This window comes from Shimazuella sp. NTD247 (genome assembly GCF_059510415.1).
Window position 1 is genome coordinate 782,431 of record NZ_JCAJZU010000001.1, and the last position, 20,890, is coordinate 803,320.

19 protein-coding genes are annotated in these 20,890 nt (G+C 36.8%); 7 read left to right on the forward strand and 12 right to left on the reverse strand.

All coding sequences use genetic code 11. From position 1 onward, the window contains the following. Window positions 1-52: 52 nt before the first annotated feature. The 10 genes from ymfI to AC5WOC_RS03945 all read right to left on the reverse strand — a co-directional run bounded on the left by ymfI (window position 53) and on the right by AC5WOC_RS03945 (window position 10,794). On the reverse strand, window positions 53-799 hold the full coding sequence (ymfI, locus tag AC5WOC_RS03900) for an elongation factor P 5-aminopentanone reductase (protein WP_496054057.1): 747 nt from the start codon (window positions 797-799) through the stop codon (window positions 53-55). After that, a complete protein-coding gene (gene yfmH, locus AC5WOC_RS03905; protein WP_496054058.1) occupies window positions 799-2,091 on the reverse strand; it encodes an EF-P 5-aminopentanol modification-associated protein YfmH in 1,293 nt (430 codons plus the stop codon). Before yfmH ends, ymfI begins: the two co-directional genes overlap by 1 nt. Continuing rightward, window positions 2,088-3,380, reverse strand: coding sequence for an EF-P 5-aminopentanol modification-associated protein YfmF (gene yfmF / locus AC5WOC_RS03910; protein ID WP_496054059.1), 1,293 nt, complete (start codon window positions 3,378-3,380; stop codon window positions 2,088-2,090). The genes yfmH and yfmF overlap by 4 nt, the downstream gene beginning before the upstream one ends. A 422-nt stretch (window positions 3,381-3,802) precedes the next feature. After that, window positions 3,803-6,157 (reverse strand): FtsK/SpoIIIE family DNA translocase, encoded by a 2,355-nt coding sequence (locus AC5WOC_RS03915; RefSeq protein ID WP_496054060.1) that lies wholly within the window; start codon window positions 6,155-6,157, stop codon window positions 3,803-3,805. 123 nt (window positions 6,158-6,280) lie between these two features. Beyond that, window positions 6,281-6,493, reverse strand: a complete 213-nt coding sequence (locus AC5WOC_RS03920) for a YlzJ-like family protein (protein WP_496054061.1) — start codon at window positions 6,491-6,493, stop codon at window positions 6,281-6,283. After that, the gene (locus AC5WOC_RS03925) at window positions 6,468-7,193 is read right to left on the reverse strand and encodes a ClpP family protease (protein ID WP_496054062.1); all 726 of its coding nucleotides are present in this window, start codon (window positions 7,191-7,193) and stop codon (window positions 6,468-6,470) included. Before AC5WOC_RS03925 ends, AC5WOC_RS03920 begins: the two co-directional genes overlap by 26 nt. Before the next feature lie 56 nt (window positions 7,194-7,249). After that, the gene (locus tag AC5WOC_RS03930) at window positions 7,250-8,131 is read right to left on the reverse strand and encodes a hypothetical protein (RefSeq protein ID WP_496054063.1); all 882 of its coding nucleotides are present in this window, start codon (window positions 8,129-8,131) and stop codon (window positions 7,250-7,252) included. Between the two features lie 133 nt (window positions 8,132-8,264). Further along, window positions 8,265-8,627 (reverse strand): VOC family protein, encoded by a 363-nt coding sequence (locus tag AC5WOC_RS03935; protein WP_496054064.1) that lies wholly within the window; start codon window positions 8,625-8,627, stop codon window positions 8,265-8,267. 99 nt (window positions 8,628-8,726) lie between these two features. Then, window positions 8,727-10,349: an MDR family MFS transporter gene (locus AC5WOC_RS03940; protein ID WP_496054065.1), complete on the reverse strand. Its 1,623-nt coding sequence runs from the start codon at window positions 10,347-10,349 to the stop codon at window positions 8,727-8,729. 7 nt (window positions 10,350-10,356) lie between these two features. Then, window positions 10,357-10,794: a MarR family winged helix-turn-helix transcriptional regulator gene (locus AC5WOC_RS03945; protein WP_496054066.1), complete on the reverse strand. Its 438-nt coding sequence runs from the start codon at window positions 10,792-10,794 to the stop codon at window positions 10,357-10,359. 412 nt (window positions 10,795-11,206) lie between these two features. On the opposite strand from AC5WOC_RS03945, the gene AC5WOC_RS03950 reads away from it, so the two are divergent. Genes AC5WOC_RS03950 through nagE form a run of 6 tightly spaced genes read left to right on the forward strand, consistent with a single transcriptional unit; the run spans window position 11,207 to window position 17,750 of the window. Continuing rightward, a complete protein-coding gene (locus AC5WOC_RS03950; protein ID WP_496054067.1) occupies window positions 11,207-12,073 on the forward strand; it encodes a PRD domain-containing protein in 867 nt (288 codons plus the stop codon). Beyond that, a complete protein-coding gene (locus tag AC5WOC_RS03955) occupies window positions 12,074-12,559 on the forward strand; it encodes a PTS sugar transporter subunit IIA (protein WP_496054068.1) in 486 nt (161 codons plus the stop codon). 10 nt (window positions 12,560-12,569) lie between these two features. Then, complete coding sequence (gene nagA / locus AC5WOC_RS03960) at window positions 12,570-13,745, forward strand: N-acetylglucosamine-6-phosphate deacetylase (protein WP_496054069.1); 1,176 nt, start codon at window positions 12,570-12,572, stop codon at window positions 13,743-13,745. Beyond that, window positions 13,742-14,497 carry a glucosamine-6-phosphate deaminase gene (nagB, locus tag AC5WOC_RS03965; RefSeq protein WP_496054070.1) on the forward strand — a complete coding sequence of 252 codons (756 nt, stop codon included), beginning with the start codon at window positions 13,742-13,744 and terminating at the stop codon, window positions 14,495-14,497. Before nagA ends, nagB begins: the two co-directional genes overlap by 4 nt. A 47-nt stretch (window positions 14,498-14,544) precedes the next feature. After that, window positions 14,545-16,266 carry a phosphoenolpyruvate--protein phosphotransferase gene (gene ptsP / locus AC5WOC_RS03970; protein WP_496054071.1) on the forward strand — a complete coding sequence of 574 codons (1,722 nt, stop codon included), beginning with the start codon at window positions 14,545-14,547 and terminating at the stop codon, window positions 16,264-16,266. A gap of 35 nt (window positions 16,267-16,301) precedes the next feature. After that, window positions 16,302-17,750 carry an N-acetylglucosamine-specific PTS transporter subunit IIBC gene (gene nagE / locus AC5WOC_RS03975; protein ID WP_496054072.1) on the forward strand — a complete coding sequence of 483 codons (1,449 nt, stop codon included), beginning with the start codon at window positions 16,302-16,304 and terminating at the stop codon, window positions 17,748-17,750. 48 nt (window positions 17,751-17,798) lie between these two features. Here nagE and AC5WOC_RS03980 read toward each other — a convergent pair whose 3' ends face one another. Next, on the reverse strand, window positions 17,799-18,764 hold the full coding sequence (locus tag AC5WOC_RS03980) for an N-acetylglucosamine kinase (RefSeq protein ID WP_496054073.1): 966 nt from the start codon (window positions 18,762-18,764) through the stop codon (window positions 17,799-17,801). 474 nt (window positions 18,765-19,238) lie between these two features. On the opposite strand from AC5WOC_RS03980, the gene AC5WOC_RS03985 reads away from it, so the two are divergent. Further along, on the forward strand, window positions 19,239-19,853 hold the full coding sequence (locus AC5WOC_RS03985; protein ID WP_496054074.1) for a PH domain-containing protein: 615 nt from the start codon (window positions 19,239-19,241) through the stop codon (window positions 19,851-19,853). Window positions 19,854-19,955: 102 nt separating this feature from the next. Here AC5WOC_RS03985 and AC5WOC_RS03990 read toward each other — a convergent pair whose 3' ends face one another. Continuing rightward, window positions 19,956-20,294 carry a hypothetical protein gene (locus AC5WOC_RS03990; protein WP_496054075.1) on the reverse strand — a complete coding sequence of 113 codons (339 nt, stop codon included), beginning with the start codon at window positions 20,292-20,294 and terminating at the stop codon, window positions 19,956-19,958. Between the last annotated feature and the right edge of the window lie 596 nt (window positions 20,295-20,890).

The window sequence follows — 20,890 nt, forward strand, 5'->3', positions numbered from 1 at the left end:
TGATTGGTGTATCACAAGTTTACTATATTTTCAAAAGAAATGGAAACACATATTAATACCATGCACCATTTACATGTATCACTTGCCCGGTGACATAGGATGATTTTTCTTCACATAAATGACTTACCATCGAAGCAATTTCTTGTGGGGTTCCAAGCCTTCCGATTGGTATATCATCAGCCAGCTGCTGTTTTTCCTCTAGTGTCAATTGATTGTTCAATAGCTCTGTATCAACTGCTCCAGGCGCAACAACATTTACCGTTATTCCAGATAATGCGACTTCTTTTGCTAAAGCTTTTGCCATTCCATGAAGTGCTGATTTTGCTGTCGAATATAATACTTCGGTTGCCCCGCCAACTGATCCCCATATTGAAGACAAAAATATGATTCTTCCCCACTTTTGTTCGATTTGATAAGGAAGAACTGCTCGTGCAAGCAGAAATGCCCCTTTGACATGAACATTCATCAAACGATTATATTGCTCCATATCTGCATCTTGGAACAAACCAACTTCTGTATGACCCGCAGCGTGTATTAAAATAGATGGTTTTCCTAAAGAAAAATGAATAGCTTGATAAACTTGGGCTACTTCTTCTTCTTTGGACACATCTAAAGCAAAAGGAACAGCATCTACTCCCATTTCTTTACAAGCCTGTGCTACATGATCTGCTTTTTCTTTGTTAAACTGGTAACAAACAACGATATCTAAGCCTGTTCTAGCTAACTCCAACGCAATTGCAGAACCTATACCGCCACTAGCACCAGTAACCCAGGCTACTTTTTTCGAAGACAGATCCATTATTTTGGCATAACCAATGAGACTGCAAATTGTTCTGGTTGAAAATGAGTCTGTAGTCTTTCATTCACGTCTTCCAAAGTTAATTTTTCTAAAGTAGGAATAATATCAAACAAATCTGCTTCTTGAAAACGATAACTCGTAAATTGATTAGCGATCCATTCTAAAGAATTAAGTGACCGCAGACTCGCACCTATCCTCTTTTTTTGAATACGATCAAATTCTTCTTGCGTGATTCCACCATTTGCTATACGACGTGGAACCTCTTGTTGAACTCTATTAATCAATTCCTCTGGTTGATGTGTATCTCCCCCAAACATGGTAAATCCATAACCAGGCTCCAACGAATAATCGAATCCAAATGTTTCATCAATAATTCCATCGTCATACAGTGATTGGTAAAAATCAGAGGATGTACTGAATATTGCATCCAAACAAATTTGGGTTGCTAATTCCTGTTTTAAACGATCCGTTCCAACTCGGTTTACTTCGGTATTTTTTTCTTTATAACCCATCAAACATTTTGGAGTCTGAACACTTAACTTCATCACTTTTTTGGCTTCTGCCACTGTATTAGATTCTTCCGGGTAAAAACGATTAATTTTAGCAGGTGCAGCAAACTTTTTCTCTGCTTGGTTAGCGTGAATCAATTTCATAGTCTCTTCTGCTTCTATCGCGCCAACCACGAAGAGCAACATATTACTGGGATGATAAAAAGTATGATAACAATCGTATAACGTTTCCTTTGTAATTTTACTAATGGACTCAACTGTACCTGCAATATCAATTTTGACTGGGTGATTTTTATAAAAAGCTTCAATCAGACCAAAATAAGACCGCCAGTCAGGATTATCATCATACATTTTTATTTCTTGCCCAATAATACCTTTTTCCTTCTCTACATTTTGATCTGTAAAATAAGGCGCTTGAACAAAATCTAATAAAGTCAGCAAATTTTCTGTTGTATTCTCTGTGCACGAAAATAAGTATGCAGTACGTGTAAAACTTGTAAATGCGTTTGCTGCTGCACCTTGTTTTGCAAACTGTTGAAACACATCTTCACCTGATTCCTGTTCAAACATTTTATGTTCCAAGAAATGAGCAATGCCATCAGGTACAGCATGTTTTTCTTGACCTTCTCTTTGAAATGTATTATCAATTGAACCATATTTGGTTGTAAAAGTAGCATAAGTTTTTTGAAATCCAGGTTTCGGGAGCAAGTACACTTCTAATCCATTTGCCAATTTGTCATAGTAAAGTGTTTCTTTTAATTGAGGATGATCTAATTTTTTCATTGTTTCTCCCCCTCTAATCCACGCAAACAATAAATCGTGTCCAGTTCAACTAACTGTGCCACTTCTTGGATATCATCCTTTGTAATGGCATTTACTTTCTGTAGCAAATCATCCAACGATCTCGGTCTTCCACTTAAAACAGACTGAAAATGAAATCCAATTAATTCAAAAGCTCGATCTTGTCCTTCTCGAAACTGATTGGAAAGTGTGGCTTTTGTCTGTTCTAATTCTCGATCAGTAATTTCGCCGTTACGCATTGCATTTAACTGCTGTTTGATAATTTCAATAGCCCGATCCAAGTTTTGTTCCTCAATTCCGCTTTGGATAAAGAGCAGACCCTTGTGACTTTCAATCGCAGAAGAGCAGTAATAAGCAAGGCTTTCTTTCTCACGGACATTCATGAATAATTTAGAATGTGCAAATCCACCTAATATCCCGTTATACATTAATAGTGCGGGATATTTATCATCTCGAAGAGAAATTTGGGTACGACATCCCATGTTTAATTTTCCTTGATTAACATCTAGACGATCCACAGCCATTTTTATTTGATCCACATGATGCGAGATTTCAGCAAATGGCACCTCTGCTCTTGCTGCACTTTGCAATTTGCTATCAAAGTATTTATTGAACAAAGTCTTTACTTCATTTGGATCCACATCACCAACACAATATAGATCGATCGGGGCTTGATCCAGTACTTGTTGATAATACTCATATAGGGATTTTGCATCAATAGAAGATATATCATCAGCTATTCCATAGTTATATAGAGAATAAGCTTCTCCATCACACATGGTTTGCACACACCGTTCTGCTGCATAGCGGATTTTATCATCAGGTAAACTGTCTATTTTTTGTTTTAAATTTTTCTTTTCTGCTTCCACAAATGGTTTATGAAACTGCCCATTCTCAGCGAAAGGATTTAAAATCATCTCACAAAATAACTGGACACCTTCTTTTAAAAGCGAAGATGCATCTTGTAAATATGTTTCATTTGCTAAATCCATTCCAAATTGAAAAACCTGTCTGTCTCCTCGCTTAAAGACATCACCAAAAGACCCTGCTCCATAAAGTTGATTCAATTTCTGACGAAGGGCCACTGTCGTAGGATAGTTTTTTGTTGCTCTACCTAATACATTTGGTAGTAATGCATTTTTTGTCACTGTATCCCGCTGCAATGGATTGGTTAAAAAAGCAGAGAAAGTCGTAGTTTTAAACTTATCACTAGGGCAAATATGGAGGCGAATACTCCCTAAGTTTTCTGTTTGAAAAGTTGCAAAAGACATTTATACACCTCTTTTTCTAATTCTTACTAAACAATCCAGATAACCCTCTTCAACCACATTATTCTTTTTATTCTCATGGTTATTATTATTAAAAAGATATGGGTATCTTCTTTATCTTACCGTTAATAAAGCCCAGTTTGTAGTACTCTATTATGTTTTGTTTCGTGAAGTACTGACAATTTTTTCGCAGATTTTCGCTATGTAAATCTGTATCTTTTCCTATACTCCAATTGTTTCCCCAACAAAGCCTTATTTTCCTCCGTAGGTTTCTAAATATCTGAAAACGCTCAATCGACATTGTTCACCATAACGCTTCAGATGAACTATTGAATTCAGCAAATAGTATGTGTCGAAATAATATTTCCTATGAAAAGATCTTGCTTTTCATAAAAAAAGACATGCTCTATAAAAAAGCTGTCTTTTCAAATTGATTCATTCACTTGCTCCGAGGTGGGATTATTTGTATTTTGTTGTTGTTTCCATTCTTCCACGGATAATCTAACTTCTCTTGGTTTACTTCCTTCATAAGGCCCAACGATACCATTTTGTTCCATACTATCAATCAATCTTGCCGCACGAGAATAACCAATCCTTAGCCTACGCTGCAATAAAGATACCGAGGCAGTTTTTGCTTCGACTACCAACTGAACAGCTTGTAAATATAATTCGTCTTCTGGGCTGTCTACTTGGTTTCCTTCCACTGCTGTTGGTATCATTTCTTGAACATACTTCGCCTCTTGCTGTTGTTTCACAAATGAAACTACTTCCTCCACTTCCTCATCTGATAAATACGTCCCTTGAAGTCGAACGGGTTTAGAAGCACCAACAGGTAAATAAAGCATATCCCCTCTTCCTAGTAGTTTCTCTGCTCCACCCATATCTAAAATAGTTCTGGAATCAGTTTGAGCAGATACTGCAAATGCAATTCGCGAAGGAATATTGGCTTTGATGACTCCTGTGATAACATCGACTGAAGGTCGTTGTGTTGCAATAATGAGGTGTATCCCTGCTGCTCTTGCCATCTGAGCCAAGCGGCAGATGGCATCTTCTACATCTGCTGGAGCAACCATCATCAAATCTGCTAATTCATCAACAATTACAACGATATACGGCAGTTTTTGCTTGCCTTCTTCCCCAGAAATCAATGTATTATATCGTTCAATATCTCTTGCTCCTATATTTGCGAACAATTCATAGCGTTTTTCCATCTCTTTTACCACTTTTTTTAGTGCAATTGCCGCTCTTCGCGGATCCGTTACCACCGGAGCTAACAAATGAGGAATACCATTATATATATTGAGTTCTACCATCTTTGGATCGATCATCATCAATTTTACTTCGTCCGGTTTGGCTTTATATAACAAACTTACAATGATCCCGTTGATACATACACTTTTTCCGGAACCAGTAGCACCGGCTACTAATAAATGTGGCATTTTTGAAAGAACTGCCACTTGTGGATCACCAGATATATCTCTTCCCAAAGAAATAGTTAACTTTGAGACTGAGTCTTGATAGTCGCTGCTCTCAATAATATCTCGGAGGCCCACCATAGCCACTTCTGAATTAGGAACCTCGATTCCGATTGCTGATTTACCAGGTATCGGTGCTTCAATCCGTATATCCTTTGCTGCAAGGACTAGAGCTAAATCATCTGCCAAATTAACGATTCTGCTCACCTTTACTCCTACTTGGGGCTGAATCTCATAGCGAGTAACTGCTGGACCTCGATGAATATGTATAACACGAGCTGATACACCAAAGCTTTCTAATGTATCGACTAATTTATCTGCATTGTTGTTTAAATCTTGTTTATCAGCAATCGGTGTTTTCTTTTGTTCTGCTAAAATTGAAATGGGAGGCAATAAATAGTTCTCATTGGAGGTCTGTACTTCAAATGGAACTTCTATATTTTCTTCATCTTTAACAGTGACTATTTTTTCATCCGATTTTTTTTCTTCTGGTCTTTTCTCCACTTCCAGCGTAAGTTGCACATTCTCTTTCTTACTAACTTTTTTCAGTGGAACTTCTTCAAAATCAAATATGGTTGGTTTTACATTTTCATGTTCTTCTATGATTGGATCTTTTGTTACATTACCAATTGTTGTTTTGCGATTTCTCTTGCTCACTTGTTTCTCTTTTTGTTGATAAGAAGATACATAAGAAGCAAGTTTGGTTTTCCAGATCTTCTTTTTGTTCTCCCAGAAATGGCTAAACTGATGGAAAAACTTCACATAGGAAAAACCAGTTATTAATAAAAATCCGCATAAAAACAATGCACAAAGAGCTACTACAGTACCAATGCTTTCAAAAAGAAAGTAGAACAGGGCAAATACTACTGCACCAATCATTCCGCCTCCCACATCAAGCGGTAGACGAGAATCTCGTTCAGACAATAACAACTGCCAAGTTTTATCTAATATGGATCCTTGAAACCCTTTTGCTATTAATATTTGAAAGGTGAAGTAATGCGAAAAAGCCAAAAGAGAGAGCAGCACTAGAATAATTCCGGTCATTCGAGGAGACCATTCATTAGGCCATCTTCTTTTTAGCATCACAAAAAAACCTAATCCCACTCCAATGAGCGGAACTAGAAAATCATAAGAACCAACAAAAAACCGAGACAAATAAGTCAAGTTTCTGCCAATTGCCCCCAAACTAGCCATGTCTATGATAGAAAGGGCTAAAATCGTTATTCCATAAATCTCATATAGTAATTCCCTTTTAAATTTTTCCGTTTTTGGTGCGCTTATTGGTTTTGTTGCTTTTTTCGCCATTTCATCCAACTCCCTGTAACCTATCACCAGCATTATAACATGGATAAGCATGTCAAGTGAGTTTTTTTGGTATTTTTATGGATGTATTTGGCATATATAGAAATATTTATCGTTGCATGTTTATTAAAAATACAAGACATTTCCCGGTTGAAAACGCGGATCAAGAAAATGATTTAGATCAGGGCTTAGTAAACGTACTACTTTTATCCCCTTTCCAGCTTCCTCTACTAATAAAGGAACTCCATCATAGATTGTTTCATGAAAGGTCTTGGTATCATTTTGGTTTAACATTTCACTATATATTAATTCCTCAGGAAGAAGTGTCCAATGAGTCATCGGTGCTCGCCTCCTTTTTTTCCTTAATCATTCGAGACAACTCTTGCAAAGCATCAGAAATTCCCCCAACACGATCAATCAGACCTATCTCCACAGCATCTTTACCAACCACATTTGTTCCAATATCCCTAGCAAGATCACCTGTACGAAACATCAACTCACGCAACTTAGCATCTGTTACTTTAGAGTGACTGGAGATAAAGCGGATCACTCGATCTTGCATTTTTTCCAAATACTCAAATGTCTGGGGAACACCGATCACCAAACCTGTTAAACGAATCGGATGTATGGTCATTGTTGCTGTTTCAGCGATAAAAGAAACATCAGATGAAACAGCAATTGGTGCACCAATACTGTGTCCACCTCCAAGTACAATGGAAACAGTCGGTTTACTCATCGTTGCAATCATTTCAGAGATTGCCAAGCCTGCTTCTACATCACCACCAACGGTATTTAAGATAAGAACGACTCCTTCTATCTTTGGGTTTTGTTCTGCAGCGACAATCTGAGGAATAACATGCTCGTATTTAGTTGTTTTGTTTTGTGGTGGCATTACCAGATGCCCTTCGATCTGCCCAATAATCGGCAAACAAAAAATATTTGATTCCATTTGTGGGACATTGGTCTGACCTAATTGCTGGATTGCCTGTATAACATTTTTCTTTTTTGCTTCTTCTTGGATTTCTGGTTCATCGTTCATGTCTAAACCCACCTTTCTTTTGTTTCTTTAGTATGATCCAAACAAAAAAACCCATCCTAAGATTCAGGATGAGTTTCTTTTCTGGCTAACAGATATGCAACACTAAAGCATACCACTACCAGACAAGCTAGAGCATGATTCAATTCATTACCAGCAGTTTGAGGTAATGTTCCTGGCTTTGTTTTTGGATCAGGTGTTTCTCCAGAAGCGAGTGCCACCTCATTTGAAAGAACACTCTTGGGATTATTTTGTACTGCAGGCTCTTGATTTGTATCATCGGCATTTTTTGAAACAATTGCTGATTTACTACTGTCCTTTGTCACAGGTACAGATGGTTTTAATTTCGATAAGGGAGATGATTGCTCTTCCTTCTGAGTAGTTTTTGATGAAGAAATCGAAGATGTTTCAGACTTATGCTTATCTTGTGTTTTATCTGTTGCTGTTTGACTAGAAGATTTCGCCTCCGATTTTGGCGAGGATGTTGCTTTTTCCGATTTATCTGTTTTTTGCTCTTCTTTTTTCGATGAAACTTCTTCCTTCTGCTTACTCGCATTGTTCTTACTACCAGCTGATTCTGTTTCTTTTGACTTCATATCAGATTTAACCTCTGGTTCGTCAATAGATGGATCTTCTGTTGGAGCATCAATCGGCGGTTTGAGCGGAGCCAATTCAGCAGTATGGGAATTCGACTCAACCTCTGGTACTTTTTGTTCTACATGTGCTTTCGCTGTTGGTTCATCCAATGGTGATTGATTTGGGTGTAACTCACTTGTACTGAAAGCAAAAGCACTTCCAATTCCTGTGGATAATCCAAGCATTGTAGCACAGAAAATAATTAAAATGATATTGCTTTGTTTATATTTTTGTTTTGGAGCCGGCAACGCCTTTTGCACAATGGACTCGACTCGGAACCCTTCCAATGCTTTTTTGGGATCCATACTCCACCCCTCCTTTCGGAGCTATTCTAATATTATGACAAATACTTTGAAATAGCAACATTTTATCCGAAATTTAGGAATATATTGCCTATTTATTTCTCATTCAATAAACAAAAGCTGAAGGCTTTATCCCTCAGCTTTTTAACAGATAATCGTTTCCTTCATTATCTTGAAACTGTACAAATGTCCCCCACTGCATTTTTTGAGGTTCTCCAGTAAAAGATACTCCTTTGTCTTTCATCTTTCGATAATCTCGATAGACATCTTTGCTGTAAAAAACGATTGATGCTTGATGTTCCGTTGCATTTTTTATCATCGTTTTCGGATAAATGACTAAATGAGATTCAGCATGCTCTGGAGCTACTTCTAGCCAGTAAGCATTTGGCCCCATCTGTTTCTTTTCTTTCCTGACAAATCCAACTTGATTTATCCAAAAATCTTCCGCTGCTTCTTGATTATCTACATAGATTGCAACTGTCGCTATTTTTTCTAACATTTTCGTTCTCCTATATCTATTAACTATATTCAACAGTTTTCCATAGAAACAGAAGAACTATCCATAAAAAAACTCCCCGCTTATAGGGGAGTAATTCTATTAAGAAGCTTTTTGATCTTCCGAGTTTGGCTCCTCTTCCTTCCCAGAAACCTTCACATTTTTGAGAAATGGCGTAAATATTAGTCCAACTAAAACGAATATCAGGCCAACGATAAATACCAAATGTAAGGAATCCACTAAAGTTCCTTTGAGAACCGGAACAAATATTTGTTGCATAACAGGAGGAATTTTATTCATCGTCTCAGGACTTAGTAACATTGAATATAATCCCTGTGGATTGTGTACGACCAAATCCTTCATTTTAGCAACCATTTCATGCGCTTGAGGAGGAAGCTTATCTAAAGTTGGAAGCAATTGATCGGAAAGCAAAGTAGACGATTTATGATTCATTACAGCTCCAAGAATAGTCATTCCAAAAGTTCCACCAATTTGGCGAAAAAACTGGCTGGAAGAAGTCACCACACCTAGTTCTGCCTTAGAAAATGCCTCTTGTAAAGCAAGTGTCAATAATGGCATGACAAGTCCCATACCAAGTCCTAAAATAACCATATCTGTCATCGCCTGAATCTTGGTTGTCTCCATCGTCATCGTAGATAACAAGTAGAAACCAAAAGACATCACTGCCATACCAACAAGCATTTGAATACGAATTCCTACTCTACGAACCAGTTGACCAGAAAGTATGCTTGTAAGGATCATAGCAAACATCATTGGTGTCATAATTGTCCCTGATTCAGAAGCGCTGATACCAACAATTCCTTGCATGAACAAGGGAACGAACATAATCGCACCAAACATCCCCAGCGACATAAGAAATCCAATACCATTTAACAAGGTGAATGTTTTGTTTTTAAATAAATACATAGGTAAAATTGGCTCTTCTGCACGATTCTCTACAAATACAAAAGCTGCAAGACTTACTAAAGAAACGGCAAATAAGGCCAGAATCTGCCAAGAACCCCAAGCATATTCTTTTCCACCAAAAGTCAACGCTAGAAGCAAACTCACTACTCCGACTATCATTGTAAACATACCAAGTAAATCAAACTTAACCGGACCAGTTGATTTATGACCTTTAAGTCCCATAGCAATAAAAATAAATGCTAATACACCTACAGGTAGATTGATATAGAAAACCCAGCTCCAGTTCAGGGAGTCAACAATCCAACCGCCAATTTGCGGACCAACTACCGAAGCCAAAGCAAAGATACCCCCGAATACTCCTTGCCACTTTGCTCTTTGTGCACCAGTAAAAATATCTCCAATAATAATCATTGCCATTGGCATCATAATTCCGCCGCCGAGTCCTTGTAATGCCCGGTAATAGATCAACTGATCCATCGTTGAAGCAATACCGCATAGCGCTGATCCTACCATAAAAATAAAGATCCCTGTTAAATAAACGATCTTTCTTCCAAGTAGATCAGCCAATTTTCCTGCTATCGGTACAATCGCAGTAGATGTTAACATGTAAGCAGTTGTCAACCATGTCATTAGATCTAAACCGCCTAATTCCCCAACAATTTTAGGCATTGCTGTACCGACAATCGTATTATCCAATGCAGCAAATAACATCGCTACAATAAGTCCTGTAATCAATAATCCGTTTCCTGATTTTTTTCGTCCTTCTACAACCGGGAAACTTGCCGTATTCTGGCTCAAACCATGTTCACTCCTTGATGTCTACACGGGAAATTTTTTCATAAATAGAAAGTAATGAATCAAGTTCTGATCGATCCAAATGTGAGAGATATTTTAATAATATTTTTTTCCGTTTTTGATGTGCTTCTTCTAATATTTCTTTTCCTACGTCAGAAATTTGTATAAACACAACTCTACGATCATGCTCATCACGTTCCCGCAAGACATATCCTTGTTTTAAAAGTCTATCGATCATCGCCGTGATCGCACTTGGCTTCACAGACATTTCATCTGCCAATCCAGAAACGGTACTTTTGCCGCCGTTATAGAGTAGTTGCATTATATAAAATTGAGGGCCTGTTAATTTAGGCTCACAATCCGTCGTTTTTTTGCTAATCCGCCGCATTGTCAATAGAAAAATTTCTTGAAGCCGTTCAATATATTCTTCTAATTCTGCCTGTTTCATTTTTCCACTCCTTTCCTAATAATATGTAGCATCATAAAAAATTGATACATTTAATATTTAACTTAATTAACTGTACGATACTATAACATATCCGTCAAGTCTTCTGGAGAAACTCATTTTCATTATAAATAATTGGGCGAAAATTAGGAAATGTCGATCACATGGACCAAATTCTTTTAAAGATTAATATGTTCCATTAGAATATGTAACCTTTGTCATTGGAAAAATTGCCATGAACAAAATAATTTACAAATCCTATTTTAAAGTTTATATTATTTATAAGAAATTTAAAACGCTTTCATTGGCGTGTTACTGGTAATGCAGGCATAAGCCAAAAAAGATCATGAGAATAGGGTCTTTTTTGGCTTTTTCCTGTGTATCTTTTTATCTAAAATAAAGTAAGGTGTTGATGATGTTTAAACCAAATGGATATACCATTGAGCATGTTTTTAATAACAATGTGGTTTTAGTTATTGATCCTTCTACCAATAAAGAAACGATATTGTTAGGAAAAGGCATTGGTTTCCAGCAAAAAAAAGGGACCATCTTGCTCTATACTGATACTAGGATAGAGAAAAAATTTTATATGGAAGATGAACGATATCTGGAACAGTACCGTCATTTACTGACTCAAGTGGATAAAGATGTGTTTGGGATCTCCGAAGAAATCATTGGGCTTATTTCCAAAGATCTTACCAATAATATAAATGAATATGTCCATTTAGCCCTACCAGACCATATTCAATTTGCTCTCTATCGCATCCGAAATGGTTTGCAAATTATTAATCCTTTTTTATTCGAAATTAAGACACTTTATAACCGGGAATTTGCACTAGCAAAACAAGCAGCTGCTCTGTTAACAGATACCTTTCAGCTTGATATACCGGAAGGTGAAATTGGATTTCTTGCTCTGCATATCCACTCAGCATTAAATGATATACCTGTTCATCGAACAATGACATTTGCCAGCTTATTAGCTGAATTTGCCGAGATGATTGAAAAAGATAACAATGGGAATCTATCTGTAAATAGAGCAAGCACGGATTATCTCCAATTTGTAACAAATTTTCGATTTGCCATTGAACGAGGAAAAAATGGGAATTTCATACCCGCCTCACTACTTTCAAAATTAAAGGAAATTATGCCTACTGCATTCGAATATTCGCAAAAACTATTTTGGTTAATTGAAAAACGTTTGGAGATAATTCCAAATAAGGATGAAATCACATTGCTATGTATCGATATTGCTCGATTACTTCATAAAGGAGACAAAAAATAAATGTTTTCCAAATGGTTTTCATCCAAAAAGTCCATTGTATTCGCTCCCGTTTCTGGTGAAGCAGTGGACTTGGAACAAGTTCCTGATCCTGTTTTTTCAAAAAAAATGACTGGTGATGGAATCGCTATCATACCGAGCGAGGGTAAAGTTTTTTCACCTTTTGACGGGAAAGTAGTCCATCTCTTTGAAACGAATCATGCCATTATTGTAGAGAGTACAAATCATCTTCAAATTTTAATCCATATCGGAATCGATACGGTTCAACAAAATGGTGATGGTTTTGCTTCTCATGTTCAAATAGGAAAAGAGATAAAAAAGGGAGACCTGTTGATTACATTTGATCGCAATGGTTTAAAAGCTGCAGGCTACGAAATAATTTCACCTATTGTCATCCTAAATGGAGACATCGTAAAGGAAAAAATAATAGGAAAAACAGGTATGATAAAAGCGGGTAGTGATGAGTTATTCTTGATTACATTGAAGTAGGTGTTTTTTAATGCCCAAAACTGCACTATACGGAAAAGTAATTACGAGACATCATTGTATTGATGATGGCTTGGTTGTCGTAGAAGACAAAAAAATCAGCTTTGTAGGCAGTAAACATGATTACCGAGAAAACGACTCTTTCAGCAACTATATCGCATATCCTGATAGTCTCATTATTCCGGGATTGATTGACATTCATGTTCATGGAAATGCAAATTTAGACGTAATGGATGCCAAAATCAACTCGCTGCGCGGGATAGCAAAGAGTTTATGCAGTTTCGGAGTAACTAGTTTTTTAGCAACTACCATGACAATGTCAATTTCAAAAATTTTATCAGCACTAGAAAATATCACTGCTTATCAAAAACGAGATGAACCTTACGCACAATTAATTGGAGTTCACCTAGAAGGACCATTTATCAGTCCGAAACAAAAAGGTGCACAAAAAGAGGAAGACATTTTATGTCCAACTCAGTCCAATTTACTTCCGATATTAAACCTATTACAAGATCAGTTACGTATTGTTACACTGGCCCCGGAAATGCCATATGCATTAGAGGCAATTAAACTCCTTACAGAAAACAAAGTCATATGCTCTATCGGCCATACGAATGCAACGATAGAAGAAGCAAATAAAGGACTAAAAGCAGGTGCTAGTCATTTCACTCACTTATACAATGCGATGCGTGGATTACATCATAGAGAGCCAGGAGTAGTTGGAAGTTCATTTACAAATAATGAAACTTCCTGTGATGTGATTGCAGATATGATTCATGTACATCCAAGTGCTGTAAAAATAGCTTATGATCAAAAAACACGAGAAAAATTAATCTTGATTAGTGATGGAATGCGTGCTGTTGGAATGGGAGATGGTACTTTTGAATTAGGAGGGCAAACGGTTCATGTACATCGCTGTATCGCCAGATTAGATGATGGTACGTTAGCAGGAAGTACACTAACATTGAATAAAGCAATTCAAAATCTGGTTCAAATTGTTGGAATTCCACTGGTAGACGCTGTTTACATGGCATCCACTGCTCCTGCTAAAAAACTCGGAATTGATGCAGAAAAGGGCAGTTTAGAAATAGGAAAAGATGCAGATATAACAGTTCTTACCGAAAATTTCGATGTACATCTCACCATGATTCAAGGCCAACTCGCATACCAGGAGGGTGCTTCCAATTGATACAGTTAGTTGTCTATGAAGATTATCAAACACTAAGCAGACAAACAGCAAAATATATTGCAGATTTAGTCCATAAGAAACCAGACACAATTCTTGGACTAGCTACAGGTAGTACCCCGTTAGGGTTATACCAAGAACTGGTTCAATTATACGAAAGTCAACGGATTGATTTTTCAAAAGCAATTACATTTAATCTAGATGAGTATGTTGGTTTAACCAAAGAGCATCCACAAAGTTACTATCATTTTATGCACGAACACCTTTTTTCAAAAGTAAATATCAATCCAGCTAACATCCATTTCCCAAAAGGGATATTTGAGCACGCAGATGATGTCTGTGCTGAATACGAACAACAGTTAGAGGAAACAGGTCCAATCGACTTGCAAATTCTCGGGATTGGTTCCAATGGTCATATTGGATTTAACGAACCTGCAAAACGGATGACGTTAACAACACATATCACCGATTTAGCTGAGAGAACCATTACTGATAATGCGAGATTTTTTCATGACACGAATGAGGTGCCCCGGCAAGCAATTACAATGGGCATCGGGAATATTATGCGTGCGAAAACCATTTTATTAATGGCACACAAAGCAACCAAAGCCGAAGCGATAGATGCTATTTTTACAGGTGTGGTTGATCCAAATATTCCTGCATCAATCCTGCAACTGCACTCGGATGTTTTAGTTTTTGTCACCAAAGAGGTAGCAAATAGGTTAAAACACCAATCAATTCTATCCATACACTAAAAAAGATATTTCTTACTATAAATTTAGAAAATGAGAGGTTATCTATTATGTTGAAAGGAATTCCTGTATCACCTGGTGTTGCGATCAGCAAAGCTTTTATATTAAAAAACACTTCAATCCCTACTGAAAAAAGAACAATAAAACAAGAAGAAATAGAAGCTGAAAAACAAAAACTGCAAATGGGATTAGCAAAAACAGAAAAACAGCTGATGGATCTTCATCAGCAATTATTAAAAACTGTCGGTGAAGAACAAGCAGAAATCATGTCTGCTCATCTAGTTTTATTACAAGATCCTGCATTTATCGATGAAATTAATAACCACATTCAAAACGACCTTGTTGATGTACCTTCTGCAGTACAACTAGCTGTTGATCAATTTGTGCAAATATTTGAGAGTATCGAAGATGAATATATGCGTGAAAGGGCCACAGATATTAAAGATATAGGTAGTAGATTAATCTCCAACTTACTTGGCAAAAAAGAAGAAAATCAGATAAATACAGAAGGCACTTTCATTTTGGTTTCTGATGATTTGACTCCTTCGGAAACTGTTACTCTACCAAGAGAACGGGTTCTTGGCATTATTGTAGCAAAGGGTGGAAAAACATCACATGCAGCCATTTTAGCTCGTTCATTGGGAATTCCAGCGATTATGGGAGTTGGTGAACGATTAGAGAAAGAAATTAAGTCGGATGACTCGGTTATTATCGATGGATCTACTGGAGAGATTTTTGTAGACCCCGACGAAAAACTTATCACCACTTACCAAGAAAAACAAGTGGAAGAAGAAAAAGAGAAACAACAACTGTCTCTATTACGTGATAAAAAAGCTGTAACCAAAGATGGGACTCGAGTAGAACTGGTAGCAAATATTAAAGGACCTCAGGATGCAGAAGAAGTATTGGAACAAGGAGGAGAAGGGATAGGTTTATTTCGAAGTGAGTTCCTTTTTATGGATCGATCTTCCCTGCCTTCCGAAGAGGAACAATACAATGCATATGCAGAAGTAGTTAAAAAACTGGGTGATCGTCCAGTAATTATTCGTACGCTTGATATCGGGGGGGACAAGCACCTACCGTACCTCGATTTACCGAAAGAGATGAATCCATTTCTGGGCTGGCGTGCGATCCGGATTTCTTTGAGCAGACCAGCCCTATTTCAAACGCAACTTCGTGCGCTTCTACGTGCTAGCGCCCATGGAAAAGTAAGAATTATGTTCCCGATGATTTCTCATTTGGAGCAGATCCGGGCAATCAAAAAAATAGTAGATGAAACAAAGGAGCAATTAACCGCAAAATCAATTGCATTTGATCCAAATATTGAACTTGGTATTATGATTGAAATCCCTAGTTCTTGTTTGATCGCTGATGAGTTAGCCAAAGAAGTTGATTTCTTTAGCATCGGTACAAATGATTTGGTGCAATATACACTGGCAGTTGACCGAATGAATGAAAATATTTCGGATCTGTATGATCATTTTCATCCTGCTGTTCTGCGTTTGATCAAAATGGTAATTGATGCATCTCATCGCAATAATATTTGGACTGGAATGTGCGGTGAAATGGCAGGTGATTTGCAAGCAACAGAAATATTGCTTGGACTAGGTTTAGATGAATTTAGTGTTTCTCCTACCCTACTACCTAGAATAAAGCATCGAATTTTAGAACTTACCATCAACCAAGCAAAACAGACAGCAGAACATGCACTCCAATTAAGTACACCCGCTGAAGTGCAAGCATTTTTAACCTCTTCTCAACCTGTCAGTTAAAGTAAATAACTGATTTTTATAAGGAGGTTTTTGTAGTGCTAGCTTTTTTACAAAAAATCGGTAAATCTCTCATGCTACCTGTTGCGAGTTTACCAGCTGCAGCCATTCTGCTTCGGTTTGGTGCCATTGATTACGTAAAAGATTTCCATTTTGGCACGAATGTTGGTGGATTTATTAATCAGTATATTGCCCCATTTCTTTTAGCTGGCGGTTCTGCAATTTTTGATAATCTTGCCCTCATATTTGCTGTTGGGATTGCACTAGGTTTAGCAGGAGATGGTGTAGCCGCTCTTGCTGCTGTGATGGCTTATGAAATTCTAGTTAACGTATTAGCCAAAGTACCAGCTGCATTCGGCTTTATTGCTAATGATGTAAAACTAGATATGGGAGTTTTAGGTGGTATTTTAGCTGGTGGATTAGCTGCTTATTTCTATCATAAATATCATGATATCAAACTTCCTGATTGGCTTGGATTTTTTGGTGGAAAACGATTTGTACCTATTATTACCTCATTAACGATGGTTATTGTAGCATTGTTATTTGGTATAATTTGGGGCCCAGTTCAACATATTCTGGACATTTTTGGAAACTGGGTAGTGAGTTTAGGAGCAATTGGCGCTGGAGTCTATCAATTTTTTAACCGTTTGCTCATTCCATTTGGTCTACATCATGTTATCAACTCTATCGCATGGTTCCAAATCGGCAGTTTCACGGACCCAGTTACCCATAAGGTAATCCATGGAGATTTATACCGTTATTTCGCTGGAGACAAGACTGCTGGAATGTTTATGGCTGGTTTTTATCCCATTCTTATGTTTGCTCTACCCGGAGCAGCACTGGCAATTATCCATACTGCAAAACCCGAGAAGAAAAAATTGATCTCCTCTATTTTTATCGGATCTGCATTAGCGGCTTTTCTAACAGGTATTACCGAACCAATTGAATTCGCCTTTATGTTTGTTGCTCCAGCACTTTATATTGTACATGCTATTTTATCTGGTATAGCTGGTTATATTGTCACTGCAATGGGAATTAAAATTGGTTTTGGCTTCTCTGCTGGATTAATCGATTACTTTCTTGCATATGGAAAAGCAACAAAACCATTATTGCTCATTCCCATTGGACTTATTTTCGCAGTAATATATTATCTCCTTTTCCGTATTATCATAACCAAATTCAACTTAAAGACCCCTGGGCGCGAAGAGGATACATTCGTCGCAGAGAACAAAAATGAAAACGGTTCCAGTATTAATGAGAAAGCAGCTCAAGTGTTGGCGTACGTCGGTGGAGCAGAAAATATCATTGATGTGGATGCTTGTATAACGCGTCTCCGACTTCGAGTAAAAGATGATAAACTCACCGATGATTCTGGTCTAAAAAGTTTGGGAGCAGCAGGAGTAATGAAATTAGGTAAAGGTGCTGTACAAGTGGTATTTGGTACACAATCGGAGCAAATAAAAGACGCAATGAAAAAATTATTATAATAAATTCAAAAAACAACCCCTTACTTTTTATAGTAAGAGGTTGTTTTTCTAAACTTGCTTTGTTGCTAAATAGTATGCACCTTTTGTAGCAGGACTGTCTTCCAAAATATAATGAATTGGTATATTAATTTTTTCAGAAAGATACTTTTTATAGCTCGTTAATACTTGAGGAATATGTTTAAAAATACTGCCACTTAATCCAATTGTCACTTCTTGATCTAAGTTTAATTTTTTCAAACAATTCCACGTCATTCTGCCTAACTTCTGCCCTGCATTATCCAAAATTTTATTTGCGAGCGCATCTCCTTCTTCAGCAACACGAGTCACTACTCTACAGAGTTTTGCGATATCCGCCTTTGGTCTGCTATAAGCATATAGTTTAATGTCTTGTGGATCAGTATAGTTCATTTCCGTTAATAGTTCCTGACTGAGTTTACTTAGTGGAAGCATTTCGTCAGTTTCTACTATCATTTGACGAAATGCTTCCATAACGATCCAATATCCACTACCTTCATCACCAAGAAGATGTCCCCATCCTCCAGTAAACACACATGTATCTCCTTTTATTCCTACAGCTATCGCCCCTGTACCAGATATCGCTAAAATTCCATCCTTCCCTTTTAACGTCGCTGCATGTGCAATAATGGAATCATTGACAACACTGACCTTGGTTTGAAATTTATCTGCAATGATTTGTATTAATTCTTCCTTATTTTCAATCCCTTCACTACCTGCAATTCCTAAATAAATATATTCGCATTCCTCTTTTGGAAGGTTACCTTGCGCCCCGGCAATGGCAGCTAAAATATGATCGGTTGCTAAGTTAAAATCAACCATCACATTGCTAAATCCACTCTTACCTTCTCCTAGTGCATTTCCTTCTAAATCGTAAGCGATCGCAACCGTTTTGGTTCCGCCACCATCTACTCCAATTACATAACGCACTTCTAACACCCTTCCTTTTTTAGAAAGCAAATTTCTTTCATGCTTTAACGCATTAACTCTCTTGGTCAATATGAACCTACTTACTACGTGACTAAAATATGTTTGCTATATATTCAAAACAAATTATTCCAATCTCTTTGCAAACATCTAATCACGTAGTAAATGCAGATTAAATGATCATTCGAGTACATAGTAAAAAGTTCAGTCATAAAAATTTTTCCTACTACATTTTCTTACCACTGTTCTTTCTTTCTCGCAATGCTAAATATAATTTTGCTTGAATTTAGTGGCTCTGTACACAAAATATTTCTTTTTTTATCATTTCGTTCCTTTGTTTAAAATATGGAACATCATTTAACCAGTACAATAAAATTATAAATAAAATTTATGAAGTTTACTATAAACATTTATTCCATTAAAAATAATAATCATTCCACTGTATATATGGAAAAAAGTGAAGATGAAAATAGAATCAGGTGAAAATAATATGCTATAATTTTATTGGTTATTGTTCATAAAACTAAAAACGAAAGGCTTGGTAAAATGTTTGGTAAAGTAGCAGCTGATGTTTTAGGTTTGAGCAATGTAGGAGTGGTAATTAAACCTGCTGACTATGACAAAGTGGATACTGATGACTATGTCATGCATGAAGACGGAGAGAAAATATTTTTCTTAATTAAATCCAAATCCGATGAATATTGTTTTACAAATAAGGCACTTATACATCTCGATGGTACAAGTGCAGTGAGTAAAAAACGACTTTTATATCGATATGACTACTATCAAAATCATATTTCCGGTGTAATGTTAGAAACGGCTGGAACCGTAGACCTTGATGTAGAGTTGAAATTCAAAATCGGCTCAGAATTGTTTAGTATCGACATACAGAAAAAACAGTTAGAAGAAGTGAAAGATCTATACAAAACTTTAATAAAAATATCTGAAATAACGATAGAGAATACTGCCTATCTTCAGTACTCTGAACAGAGTCTTAACCTGGCATCCAATACATTAAGTAGAATTACAAGCGAGGAAGCCAATGTTGTAGAACAATTTAAGGCTATTAATGATTTTGCTTTTACATGGCTGAAAGAAAACAAAAATACTTATGTTGTCAAAGATTTTGGATTTGTGTTTGAGAAATATATCAATAACTAAGTTTAAAAGACCAATCGGAATAACCGATTGGTCTTTTAAATAGATGAATTTTAATTAGATTATAAGGGCGTTCTGTCTCCAAGAGATGGAGACAGTCCTCATTCATAAATCCGAAACAGAACGGAGCTTCAAGTCCAAGTAGAGATCTACTGAACGAAACTTGTGAACGTAATCGCTCAAATCTGCCACTTGAATAATGCCGTCCTTACGAAGAATGAGGTGTTTGAAAAGATAGCATCCGGGAAATTCCTTCCCAGCAATAGTTATAATCCCTTCCAAAAAATGCTCCCCTCGCATTTCTCTCCATTTTTCATTTGGAGTAGAAACTAGAAATGTGATACCTTGCATTTCTACATCGGCGACATCAGTTACTCGGTAACATTTTTTCTTCTGCCTCGGTGAGATCGCTTCTACTCGCCAGAGAGATTTAACTTTATTCATCACTTCCCCTTCAAACTTTCTACGTATGTTATCAGACTATGTCTATGAAAACAAAACACCATCATACATATGTATCTAAAAATATCGCAATTATCGGTTTCATTCTACGTTTTAATCCATTTTACGCTTATTTACTTAGTGATTTAAATTGCGAAAAATTTTTTGAATATCCGAAAACGATAGATGTACCAACAAATTACTACATATCATCAAATCGGCAGATGGTAATTCGTCTTTTGTAATACCACGAATCCGAAAATTCAATATTTTCACTTTGCAATTTTTGTTTATTTGTTTTAATTATTTCTGATACAATATCAATTCCAAAATACTGAATATTGTCTAGTGAAATCTTACTCATCCAATAAAAATTTCCACAAGGAGCATCAAGAACGCCCTTTATTTCGAATAAATATGGCGGTTTTCCGCATGAATGGTTTTACCTCTACTATGGATGAACCCTCGAGCTGATTTTGATTCTATTCCACCCTATAGATTGCCTGTTGACACTCCCACGGCTAAAGCCGTGGGATTCTTGGGTAGTTCACGCACGCAGTCCATTTCTGTTTTGTGCAACTCCCAAGTTCAGGGGTGTG